The 11401-nt window shown below is 71.1% G+C and carries 12 protein-coding genes and 1 rRNA gene; 8 read left to right on the forward strand and 5 right to left on the reverse strand.

The genetic code is table 11. The features are described 5' to 3' along the window. The 8 genes from rrf to ADK86_RS10135 all read left to right on the forward strand — a co-directional run. Positions 1–78, forward strand: a 5S ribosomal RNA gene (gene rrf / locus ADK86_RS10105); the annotation flags it as partial. A gap of 63 nt (positions 79–141) precedes the next feature. Continuing rightward, on the forward strand, positions 142–795 hold the full coding sequence (locus tag ADK86_RS10110; RefSeq protein ID WP_053696262.1) for an HAD family hydrolase: 654 nt from the start codon (positions 142–144) through the stop codon (positions 793–795). A 71-nt stretch (positions 796–866) separates the two neighbouring features. Continuing rightward, complete coding sequence (locus ADK86_RS10115) at positions 867–2048, forward strand: acetoin utilization protein AcuC (protein ID WP_053696263.1); 1182 nt, start codon at positions 867–869, stop codon at positions 2046–2048. A gap of 265 nt (positions 2049–2313) precedes the next feature. Beyond that, a complete protein-coding gene (locus ADK86_RS10120) occupies positions 2314–3111 on the forward strand; it encodes a phosphatase (protein ID WP_420718836.1) in 798 nt (265 codons plus the stop codon). A 128-nt stretch (positions 3112–3239) separates the two neighbouring features. Then, positions 3240–3449 carry a helix-turn-helix domain-containing protein gene (locus ADK86_RS10125; RefSeq protein WP_014144137.1) on the forward strand — a complete coding sequence of 70 codons (210 nt, stop codon included), beginning with the start codon at positions 3240–3242 and terminating at the stop codon, positions 3447–3449. Between the two features lie 119 nt (positions 3450–3568). Continuing rightward, positions 3569–3667: a 30S ribosomal protein bS22 gene (locus ADK86_RS40650; RefSeq protein ID WP_003948845.1), complete on the forward strand. Its 99-nt coding sequence runs from the start codon at positions 3569–3571 to the stop codon at positions 3665–3667. 383 nt (positions 3668–4050) lie between these two features. Next, positions 4051–5109 (forward strand): NAD-dependent epimerase/dehydratase family protein, encoded by a 1059-nt coding sequence (locus tag ADK86_RS10130; RefSeq protein ID WP_030374077.1) that lies wholly within the window; start codon positions 4051–4053, stop codon positions 5107–5109. Between the two features lie 14 nt (positions 5110–5123). Beyond that, on the forward strand, positions 5124–6116 hold the full coding sequence (locus ADK86_RS10135; RefSeq protein WP_053696265.1) for a lysophospholipid acyltransferase family protein: 993 nt from the start codon (positions 5124–5126) through the stop codon (positions 6114–6116). A gap of 113 nt (positions 6117–6229) precedes the next feature. On the opposite strand, the gene ADK86_RS10140 is transcribed toward ADK86_RS10135, so the two are convergent. The 5 genes from ADK86_RS10140 to ADK86_RS10160 all read right to left on the reverse strand — a co-directional run bounded on the left by ADK86_RS10140 (position 6230) and on the right by ADK86_RS10160 (position 11174). Next, positions 6230–7438 (reverse strand): DUF5667 domain-containing protein, encoded by a 1209-nt coding sequence (locus ADK86_RS10140; RefSeq protein ID WP_053696266.1) that lies wholly within the window; start codon positions 7436–7438, stop codon positions 6230–6232. Between the two features lie 479 nt (positions 7439–7917). After that, positions 7918–8700, reverse strand: coding sequence for an ECF subfamily RNA polymerase sigma factor, BldN family (locus ADK86_RS10145; RefSeq protein WP_003980936.1), 783 nt, complete (start codon positions 8698–8700; stop codon positions 7918–7920). 368 nt (positions 8701–9068) lie between these two features. Continuing rightward, positions 9069–9665, reverse strand: a complete 597-nt coding sequence (locus tag ADK86_RS10150; RefSeq protein WP_053696267.1) for an SMI1/KNR4 family protein — start codon at positions 9663–9665, stop codon at positions 9069–9071. 14 nt (positions 9666–9679) lie between these two features. Beyond that, positions 9680–10567 (reverse strand): HAD family hydrolase, encoded by an 888-nt coding sequence (locus ADK86_RS10155; protein ID WP_234317961.1) that lies wholly within the window; start codon positions 10565–10567, stop codon positions 9680–9682. A gap of 328 nt (positions 10568–10895) precedes the next feature. Next, positions 10896–11174: a glutaredoxin family protein gene (locus ADK86_RS10160; RefSeq protein WP_030374073.1), complete on the reverse strand. Its 279-nt coding sequence runs from the start codon at positions 11172–11174 to the stop codon at positions 10896–10898. Positions 11175–11401: the final 227 nt, after the last annotated feature.

An 11401-nucleotide genomic window follows, 5' to 3' on the forward strand; every position in this document is an offset into this window, starting at 1 on the left:
TCGAACCCGGAAGCTAAGCCTTTCAGCGCCGATGGTACTGCAGGGGGGACCCTGTGGGAGAGTAGGACGCCGCCGAACAATTGTTGTGGGGAAGCCCCGCACCGTATGGTGCGGGGCTTTTCTGCGTTTAGGGTCGGTGTCATGCGCTATGACCTGATCATTTTTGACAACGACGGTGTTCTCGTCGACAGCGAGCCGATCTCCAATACGATCCTCGCCGCTTACCTCACCGAACTCGGCCACCCCACCACGTACGAGGAATCGATCCACGACTACATGGGCGCCGCGACGCACCGGGTGCACGACTTGATCAGAGAGCGGACCGGGCGCTCTCTCCCCGAGGATTTCGAGACCACACTGCACGCACGCGTCTTCGCGGCCTTCGAGCGGGAGCTGGAGCCGGTCGCCGGCGTGCCCGAGGTGCTGGGGAAGCTGGTGGCCGACGGAACCCCGTACTGCGTGGCCTCCTCCGGCAGCCATGAGCGGATCCGGGTCGGGCACCGCAGAACCGGGCTCGACCAGTGGTTCGACGACGAGCGGATCTTCAGCTCGCAGGACGTCGGCAAGGGCAAGCCGGCCCCGGACCTCTTCCTTCACGCGGCGCGCGAGATGGGTGTGGCGCCGGAGCGCTGCGCGGTGATCGAGGACAGCCCGCTCGGCGTCCGGGCCGCCGTCGCCGCCGGTATGGACGTGTACGGCTTCACCGCCATGACGCCGGCCGCCAAACTGACCGCGGCGGGCCCGGTGACCGGCCTCTTCGCACGTATGGAAGAGCTTCCGGGACTGCTCACCTAGCCATCCGGCTCCCCGGGCCCCACCCGCACACCCCGTAGGGCCCGTCCGGCCCTACCGATACGGTGACGGGCATGAGCGGCCGTGCACAGCTGATGTGGGACGAGGCAGTAACGGGCTACGACTTCGGGCCGGGGCACCCGATGGACCCGGTCCGGCTCGCGCTGACCATGCGGTTGGTGGAGGCGTACGGACTCGACCGCGGGCCCGACGCGGTCCAGGTGGTGGCCGCCAGGGCCGCCGGGATCTCCACACTGCGGCTCGTGCACCGCGAGGACTACATCGACGCCGTACGCAAGGCGTCGGCCGATCCGAAGGCCGCCGACCCGGCGTACGGCATCGGCACCGAGGATGATCCGGCGTTCGCCGGGATGCACGAGGCGTCGGCCCTGATCGCGGGGCAGTCCGTGGGCGCCGCGGAGGCGGTGTGGCGCGGCGAGGCCCTGCACGCGGTGAACTTCGCGGGCGGCCTGCACCACGCGATGCCGGGCGGCGCCGCGGGCTTCTGCATCTACAACGACGCGGCGCTGGCCGTCGCGCGGCTGCTGGAGCTGGGGGCCGAGCGCGTCGCGTACGTGGATGTGGACGTGCACCACGGGGACGGCGTCCAGGCCGCCTTCTGGGACGATCCACGGGTCCTGACGATCTCGCTGCACGAACACCCCAGGACGCTGTTCCCGCAGACCGGTTGGCCCGAGGAGACCGGCGGCGCGGCGGCCGAGGGCAGCGCGGTGAACGTGGCGCTGCCGGCCGGCACCGGTGACGAGGGCTGGCTGCGGGCCTTCCACGCGGTGGTGCCGGAGCTGCTGACCGCGTTCCGGCCCGACGTCCTGGTGACGCAGCACGGCGCGGACACCCACTTCGAGGACCCGCTCGCCCACCTGGCGGTGAGCCTGGACGCACAGCGCGCGGTGGCGGCCGCCTGCCACGATCTCGCGCACGAGACGGCCGGGGGGCGCTGGGTCGCGCTGGGCGGCGGCGGATACGCGGTGGTGGACGTCGTACCGCGCAGCTGGACGCACCTGGTGGCGATCGCGGCGGGGCGGCCGATCGAGCCCACGACCCCGGTGCCGGAGGAGTGGCGGCACGAGGTCTACCGGCGTACCCGGCAGGGGGCGCCGCCGCGGATGACGGACGGACGCGGCACCGGCTGGCGCGACTTCCACGGCGAGGGGTACGACCCGGCCGACCGCCTGGACCAGGCGGTACTGGCGACGCGGCGCGCGGTGTTCCCCGCGCACGGGCTGCTGCCGTAAAGGCCAACGGCTTCCTCGCGTACGGGCTGCTCCCGTAGGACCAACGACTTTTCCGCGTACGCGCTGCTGTCGCAGCACCAGCACCCCCGCACACGAGCCGCCGCCATAGCCACGCGTTCATCCCGAAGGGGCGTCACTTCGGGACGATGCGCCCGGATGTGTGACTACTGGGCGGTTCGGGCATGGGGCGGGAACCAGGGCGTCAGCATGGGCTTTCGTGTGGGGCTCCGGTACGGACGCGGACGCGGCGGCGGATGCCGACGCGCTGAAGGCGTATGTGGTCAGGGTGCGGCTCGCGGGGACGATCGCGACATCCCGGGAGAAGAGCCTGACGCGCTACCGCCTCTTCGCGGCCGGTGACCCGCGCGCGCTCATCGGTCTGGAGCCCGCGGCTGACTGGTCCGTGAATGAAGTGCTCCGAGTGATGGCTGAGCAGTGTGGAGTTTCGGCCGATCCCAGGCACACTTCCGGCCTCGATTCGATCGATCCGGACTGTACGCTCGCGGGGCTGGATGCCTTCGCGGACCGGCTCGCCGCGGTGGCCGCCCGGCACGCTGCGGTACTGATCGGCACCGGCCACCCGCACCGGCTGCTGGGCTTCTACGGCGGCCTGGCAGACGCTCTGTCGGCGGCGGGGTGCACCGTTCTCACCCCGGCGTATGGCCACTGTGTCGACATAGCGACCCGATTCGGGGTACGCACGTACAACCTTGACTACGTACGGGGAGTCGCGCTGATGCGCGAACCGGGCGTGCGGCGCGAGCCCGGTGAGCCGGGCGTACACACCCACTCCCCCCTCCCGGTTCGTACCGCCCTCGACGCCGTGGCAGACGCCGGCGGGCCGCTTCCCGAGCTGGTGATCGGTGACCACGGATGGGTCTGCGGAGCAGGTCAGCTGGGCTTTGAGGCCATCGGACTGGCGGATACGGACGATCCCGCGCTGTTCGTCGGACAGGCGGAGGGGCGGGTGTCCGCCGTAGTTCCGCTTGATGACGCTGTGCGGTCTGATTACTACCGACCGCTTACTCGCTATGTACTCAATCGAGCGTGTCTGTCACAGTAGGCGGCCGATCGCTGCTCCTCTTCCCCACTCGCATCACCCGCCCCTAACCTGGGGAGTGAGCGCACAGCGACGGGGAGTCACCGGAGGGGAAGCCGGTGCCCGTCATGTGCGGAAGGTTCAGGTGTGTCATGGCTGCAGACCAAAGGCCTCTGAATGAGGTCGTGTTCCTGACCGTGGCGGAAGTCGCCACGGTGATGCGAGTGTCGAAGATGACCGTGTACCGCTTGGTGCACAGCGGTCATCTGCCCGCGATCCGAGTGGGGAGGTCGTTCCGGGTCCCGGAGCAAGCGGTCCACGACTACCTCCGTGAGTCCTATGTGGGGGTGGAATCGGCCTGAGGGGCTCAAGGGGACCCTCGGATTACGCCGTAGGCTCGACGCCGGGTAGGCTGGCCCGATGTAGGTAGTGTGGGCTCGGACGCCCCGCACCGAGTGATACGAAGTGAGCGAGGGTAGTCGTGGGCTCTGTTATCAAGAAGCGGCGCAAGCGGATGGCCAAGAAGAAGCACCGCAAGCTGCTCAAGCGCACCCGTGTTCAGCGTCGCAACAAGAAGTAAGCGACCCTGATCGCGATTCCGCAGCCCCTCACCGCACCACGCGGTGGGGGGCTGCGGTGCGTTTCGGGGGCGGCTTTGCGGTGCACTCGGTGGGGCGCGGATTGCCGGCCGCCCCGGGGATAGCCGTACGGATAGCCGTACGGGCGTTACGAGGGCTCCGGATAAAGCGCGCGGAGCGGCAGAACGCACAGAGCGGGGGAGCGTGCGGGCACAAGGGCCGGGCCGGGGCGGAAAACCGGCCGACGGGACCGGCAAAGCTCGGGCCAAGGCTTGAAATGGAGCCAGCGGCAACCCGCGGTCATCACAGCGCAACAACGACCCGATAGCGTGGCGTCACAGCTCGGCTCACGCGAGGGACAAAGGGCGGGAAGGAAGGGCTGATCTTGGGAAAGGTCGTGCTCGTCACTGGAGTCGCACGGCAGCTGGGGGGCCGGTTCGTACGACGCATTCAGCGCGACCCCGACGTCGACCGGGTGATCGGAGTCGACGCCGTAGCGCCCGAGCACCATTTGGGCGGGGCAGATTTCCTCAAGGCCGACATCAGGCATCCGGCCATTGCCAAAGTGCTGGCGGAGACCAATGTGGACACTGTGGTCCACATGGACATCAACGGCACGCCGCTCGGCGGGCGCGGCGGCCGCGGCAGCCGGGCGATGGTCAAGGAGACCAACGTCATCGGCACCATGCAGCTGCTCGGCGCCTGTCAGAAGGCGCCGCACGTCAAACGGCTGGTGGTGAAGTCCAGCAGCAGCGTGTACGGCTCCGCGCCCCGCGACCCGGCCGTCTTCACCGAGACCACGCCGCCGAAGTCGCTGCCCAGCGGCGGCTTCGCCAAGGACGCCGTCGAGGTCGAGGGCTATGTACGCGGCTTCGCCCGGCGCCGCCCGGACGTCGCGGTGTGCGTGCTGCGCTTCGCCAACATCCTCGGGGCGTGCGCCGACTCGCCGCTCGCCGAGTACTTCTCGCTGCCGGTGCTCCCCACCGTCCTGGGCTATGACCCGCGGCTGCAGTTCGTCCACGAGGACGACGCGATCGAGGCGCTGCGCATGGCCTCCGGCAAGCCCCGCCGCGGCACGCTCAACAGCGGCACCTTCAACATCGCGGGAGACGGCGCGCTGCTGCTCTCCCAGTGCTCCCGGCGGCTCGGCCGCCCCACGCTGCCGCTGTTCCTGCCGACCGTCACCTGGGCCGGCACCGCGCTGCGCTCCCTCGGCATCACCGACTTCTCGCCGGAGCAGATCCGGATGCTCACACACGGCCGGGTCGTCCAGACGACCCAGATGCGCGAGACACTGGGGTTTCACCCGAAATACACGACGGCGGAGACCTTCGCGGAATTCGCCCGCAGTCGTGGGCCCGGGCTGCTGCCGCCCGAGGTCCTCGCCCGTACCGTCGACCGGCTCGCCGCCGTGCTGCCCGCACGCAGCGGCCCGACCCTGTGAGGAGTTCACCCACGATGGCGGACGCCAAGGTCATTCCCTTCGGCGAGGAGCCCCGGTCGCGCAGAAAGATCAAGCGGCCGGGCCGTGGAGGCCGCCGTACGGCGCTGGCGCCCGTACCGGAACCGCGGCGGCAGGAGACGCCGGAGCAGCCGGCCGGGGCGGCGGGGGCGTCCCTGGAGCAGCGCATCGCCGGGGGGCTGCGCTTCCTGCGCCGGCGGCTCACCGGTGAGTACGAGGTCGACGACTTCGGGTACGACGAGGAGCTCACCGACCAGGTTCTGATGTCGGTGCTGCGGCCGCTGTACGAGAAGTACTTCCGGGTCGAGGTGAAGGGGATCGAGAACATCCCCGCCGACGGCGGCGCGCTGATCGTCGCCAACCACTCCGGGACGCTGCCGCTGGACGGGCTGATGCTCCAGGTCGCGGTGCACGACCACCACCCGGCCGACCGGCATCTGCGGCTGCTCGCGGCCGACCTGGTCTTCGTCCTGCCGGTGATCAACGAGCTGGCGCGCAAGGCCGGGCACACGCTCGCCTGCGCGGAGGACGCGCAGCGGCTGCTGGAGCGCGGCGAGGTCGTCGGGGTGATGCCGGAGGGCTTCAAGGGCATCGGCAAGCCGTTCGGGGACCGCTACAAGCTCCAGCGGTTCGGACGCGGCGGGTTCGTGTCCACCGCGCTGCGGGCCGGGGTGCCGATCGTGCCGTGCTCGATCGTGGGCGCCGAGGAGATCTACCCGAAGATCGGGGACGCCAAGACGGTGGCGCGGCTGCTGGGCTTCCCGTACTTCCCGCTGACGCCGACCTTCCCGTGGTTCGGTCCGCTGGGGCTGGTGCCGCTGCCGACGAAGTGGACGATCCAGTTCGGGGAGCCGATCCCGACGGACGGGTATCCGGCGGAGGCGGCGGACGACCCGATGCTGATGTTCAACCTGACGGACCAGGTACGGGAGACGATCCAGCACACGCTCTACAAGCTGCTGGTGCAGCGGCGGTCGGTGTTCTTCTGACCTGACGCTTCTTGCCGAGGCCCGGCGGTACGGAAGGGCCTGTCGGTACGCGCGACGCCCCGGCGCCGTGTGGTGGCACCGGGGCGTCGCGCGGCGGACCGCAGCGGGCGGGGTCAGCCCAGCGGGTTCTTGCCGTCCAGGCCGATGTCCGGCAGCAGGCCGGGGAGCAGCGGCGGGATCGTGACGTCGGGCTCCTGCGGCGTCTCCTTGCCGTCGCCCTTGCCGTCCGGGGCGGGGGTGCCGGTGTCGGCGGGCGGGTCGAGCAGGCCGCCCGTGCTGCCGCCGAGCAGTCCGTCGTCCTTGCGGGACGGGGACGAGGACGGACGGTGCCGCGGGGCCTGCGAGCCGTCGGCCCGGCCGGACGAGGTGGAACTCTCCCCGGGCGGCGACGGGCGGTCCGTACGGCTCTGGGAGGCGCCGCCGCGCGCGGGGGCCTGGGGGGCGTTCTCGCGGTGGCTCTCGCCGCCCGGGTGCTTGGGCAGCAGCGAGCGCAGCGGCCCGACCTCTTCGTCTATGGCGTCGAAGACCGAGCTGACCTCGTCGCGCACGTCCATCAGCTGGGCCGGGAGGCGGTCGCGCAGCCGGCTCCAGCTGTCGCGGTGCGTCTTGGTGAAGGAGTTGAGCGTCTGGATCGGGCCGAGGGAGCCGTCGCGTTCGTACGCCTCGTGGAGAAGGCGGTGGCCTTCGCCGGCGTCCTGGGTGACGCCCGAGAGGGCCTTGCGCACCTCGGCCAGGGCCTCGTGGTCGAGGTCGCCGATGCGGTCGCGCTCCAGGAGGCGGTGGGCCTCGAACATGCGGGTGGACGCCTGGTCGAGGAAGAGGCGGCCGCGCTCGGACTCGTCGTCCGCCATGCCCAGTTTCAGGTCCTCCATGCCGCGCTTGAGGCCGTAGAGGGAGTCGCCCGGGAGGGCGTCGGAGCTGGCGGCGGCGACGCCGCTGAAGGCGCCGGCGGCGACGCCCACCGTCAGGCCGCCCGCGGCGAGTCCCTTGGACAGCCGGGAGCGCGGGCGCAGCCTGCCCAGGGACTTGGCCGCGCGGTGTGCGCCGCGGGCGCGCTGCTGGGGCACCCGGCCGTCGTCCTCGGCGAAGGCCGCCTCCATGGCCGCGATGAGCTGGGCCCGGTGAACGGTCTTGACCTCGGGGTCCATCTCGGGCCTGGGGAGTTCGCCGAGGGTGCCGGCGACCGCCAGCAGCCTTGCTTCTCCGCACGCTTCCGCCGGTGTGCCGGCCTCGTCCTCGGCCGCCTCGCCCGGGAGGACCTGCTCCTCCAGGGCTTGGGCGAAGGCGTTGGCCCGCCGGTGCACCGATACGTTCGCGATCACGGGCGGCACCTCCTCTCGTCATCCCGCTCGACTCCCCGGACTGGCTTGACTATCCAGACTGGCCGGAAGGTTGCACGACAGGCTCGCGTCCACCCGATCGAGTGAGAGGGCGCGGGCATGACGTGCACCGCAGGGAGTCTGCATTCCGCACAACGAGCGCCGCGGCACTTGGGTTACGCACTCACGATGATCTGACCGAACGGTCACGAACGATCACCGGCAGTCAGAATCGCGGCCATCCGCACCGGGCGTGTCAGCGGGCGGGGCGGGGATTGCCGGAGAAGTCCGGGCGTCAATATCGATCCAGGAGATTCAGGCGATCGGGGCGGCGCCCCACGCGTTAGTCCTGGCGTGGGACGGAGTGGACGGCCCGGGACGGCGAGGCAGGCGAAGACGCAGGTGGGAGCGGGTACGGCGGCGAGAAGGGACCGGGGTGCGGCGGGTGGCGCCCGCGGCCGCCCGGTGCGGTGCCGCGGCGGTCAGCGGGCGTCGTCCGGGAGCAGTCGCGCCAGGGTCCGTACGGCGCGGTACTGCAGCGTCTTGATCGCGCCCTCGTTCTTCCCCATGACGCGCGCGGTCTCGGCGACCGACAGGCCCTGGAGGAAGCGCAGCGTCACACACTCCTGCTGCTGCGGGTTGAGTTTGCGGACCGCCTCCAGCAGTGCCGCGTTGGACAGCGATTCCAGGACCGAGTCCTCGGGGCTGCGCTCGACCTCGTTGGCGTCGAGCATCTCGCCGGTGGTCACCTCCAGCCGGAAGCGCGACGACTTGAAGTGGTCGGCGACCAGGTTGCGGGCGATCGTGACCAGCCAGGCGCCGAAGTCGCGGCCCTGCCAGGTGAAGGTGCCGATACGGCGCAGGGCGCGCAGGAACGTCTCGCTGGTCAGGTCCTCGGCCGTGGCCCGTCCGCCCACCCGGTAGTAGATGTAGCGGTAGACCGTGTCGGCGTACTGGTCGTAGAGCCGGCCGAAGGCTTCGGCCTCGCCGGCCTGGGCGCGCTCGACGAGGTCCATCATGCGACGGCTGTCGCTGTCGGCGGGACGCCGGGCGCTGGGCGTGGCGGCACCGCGGCGGGTTCTGCCGCCGGTCTTGCCGACCGTGGTGGTGCTTCCGTCGGCCAGGGCGTAGCAGGGTCCGGCGGGGGTGGCTGTGGCGAATGCGGGGACGGCGATCGCGGTGGGGACAAAACTGCGCAGGTGGTCGACGAGCGTCGTACGCAGCGTAGCCAGGCCCGAGGCGTCAACCCCGACGTGTGGGTACACGGGACTCCCAGAGGCAGAGCTTCCATCACGTGCAGTGCGGGACCGTTCACCCGTCGTAGGGACGCGTGGGTACCGGTTTGCGTCTGAGGAGAATAACGCTTCGTACAGGCAGCGCTACACCCAGTTGCTCAAATCATCGATTACTTCTGGTCCGTTACGAGTTCATGCCCGTTCAAGTATCGATTCCTGAGCAAATATTGATCAGAAAGGAACGTGATCTGCCTGGTTGCGGGGCGTCTTGTGGCGGACCGACGGCAACGTGACTGCCGGGGACGGGCTGGGGGTAGGCAACAGGGATTGGCCGGGCCGGGCGCCCCGGGGAGCACCGGACACGGCCCGTGACCGGCCGCCGGCCGGTGCGGCGGGCCTCAGTCGCGGTCGGGTGCGGCTGTCAGCCAGGCGGTGTACCACGCGTGGAATTCCGGCCCCGGCGCCAGATTGGGCCAGACCTCCAGATCGTCGTACCAGATGCGCCCGCGCTGCTCCCCGGTGACGACGAGACGCGCGAATCCGCCGCAGCCCGTCTCGGCCAGGGCGAGCGTCCCGGTCACCATCCCGGCGGCGTCGAACCGCCGGCCGGGTTGGGCGTGCCACCTCTCGGTGAACCGGAAGGGCGTCGCGAGCGCGCCGGGCCTGCGGTCGCGCTCGCGGATGTCGTCCGCCGCCCAGTCGTCCGGCGGGCCCGGGTAGGCGGTGGGCCCGGTCAGGGGGAAGAGGCCGTGGAGCGGTCCGGCGCCGCCGCCGGCGACCCGGAGGAGGAAGTCGCGGTACGACTGCGGCAGCTCGACGCCGTGCAGTGCCTCGAACGCGTGCAGTTCGGCGGCGGGCAGTGGTGGTGCAAGCCGGTAGCGGTGCTGGTCGGCGCCGGTGCGGGTGAGCCCGGGGTCACGGCGGGCCAAGTCCGCCACGCGGGACCGGACCGCGCCCAGGTCCCAGGACGCCGTACCGCCGGAGTCCGCCGCCACAGGGCGGAACCGCCTCAGCGACGCCGCCGCTGCAACGCCACCGCCGCAGCCGCACCCCCCGCGAGCGCCCCCACCCCCGCCGCCGCAGGGATGCCGATCTTGACCGCCTTGCGGCCGGTCCGGTAGTCGCGCAGGCGCCAGCCCTGTTCGCGGGCGTGCTTGCGCAGCCGGCCGTCGGGGTTGACCGCGTACGGGTGGCCGACCAGGGACAACATCGGGATGTCGTTGGCGGAGTCGCTGTAGGCGGCGCAGCGCTCCAGGTCGAGTCCTTCGGCGGCGGCCAGGGCCCGTACGGCCTCGGCCTTGGCGGGGCCGTGCAGCGGCTCGCCGACCAGCTTGCCGGTGTAGACGCCGCCGACGGACTCGGCGACGGTGCCGAGCGCCCCGGTCAGGCCGAGCCGCCGGGCGATGATCGTCGCGGTCTCGACGGGGGCCGCGGTGACCAGCCACACCTTCTGGCCCGCGTCCAGGTGGGCCTGGGCGAGGGCGCGGGTGCCGGGCCAGATCCGCTCGGCCATGTACTCGTCGTAGATCTCCTCGCCGATGGTCATCAGCTCGGAGACGCGGTGGCCCTGGACGATGGACAGCGCGCTGTTGCGGGCGTCCGCCATGTGCTCGGGGTTCTCCGAGCCGATGAAACGGAAGTAGATCTGCTGCCAGACGAAGCGGACCAGGTCGCGCTTGTGGAAGAAGCGGCGCTTGTACAGGCCGCGCCCGAAGTGGAAGAGCGACGCGCCCTGCATCACGGTGTTGTCGAGGTCGAAGAAGGCGGCGGCGGAGGTGTCGCCGACGACCGGGAACTCCGGCTCCTCGGCGCTCTCGGCCTGGGCGGCCGCTTCCTGCGCCGCGGCCTCCAGCGAGGATTTGCGCGCGGCCTCGGCCGCGGCTTCGCCGGCCAGCACGCTGCGCGCGGTGGCGGGGCGCCTACGGCGGCTGAACCACCCCGTGGGGAGGTGCACGCCGTAGGGCTTCCTACGGGGACGGCGGGCGGGCGACGGGTGGGCCATGTAGCTAGCGTAGCCAGGTTGTTCGGTGCGCCTGGTTACGGGCGGATGTCCACCGGCCAGGGTTCGGCCGACGGTTGCGTTACGGCCATCCCGGTGGCGGTGCCGGGCGGCGCGGCGGTGCGCCGCCGCGGGGGCGTACGCCGGGCGGTTCCGATGCGGTACGCACCGGGGCACGCCGGGCGTAGGAGCGCTCGTACCGGTGCCCGGGCCGGGGCTCGTGCCGTCAGGCGCCCAGGGCCTTGCGCAGCCGCTGGGGGTCGACCCGCCAGAAATCGTGCTGCGCGCCGTCCACGAGGACGACCGGAATCTGTTCCCAGTACTTGCGGTACAGCTCCTCGTCCTGGGTGATGTCCTTCTTCTCCCAGGAGGCGCCGGTCTCGGCGCAGACGCGCTCGATCACTTCCTGTGCGACATCACACAGGTGGCAGCCGGGCTTGCCGATGAGGGTGACCGTGCTGTCCGCCGGGTTCTTGCGGGCGTTGCGGCTGAAGAGGGAGGCCATGCCCGTAATTGTGCCTCTGCCCGGGGCGTCCGGTGCCGTTGGCCCGGCCTCGGGCGGGCGTCCGGGAGGCGGGTCGGGGAGGGTCCGGGCAGGCCGGAAGGCGGGACGGAAAGTCGCCTGAGTCGACTACCATCGATGGGCGATTTGTAGGTTTCCGGGGCATAGCGGTGAGGAGTGAGGACGCGTGCTGCCGTCGGCGCTCCTTTGTTACCGGCGCGAAACGTGTG

This window comes from Streptomyces sp. NRRL F-5755, assembly GCF_001279365.1.
Lineage (GTDB): Bacteria > Actinomycetota > Actinomycetes > Streptomycetales > Streptomycetaceae > Streptomyces > Streptomyces rimosus.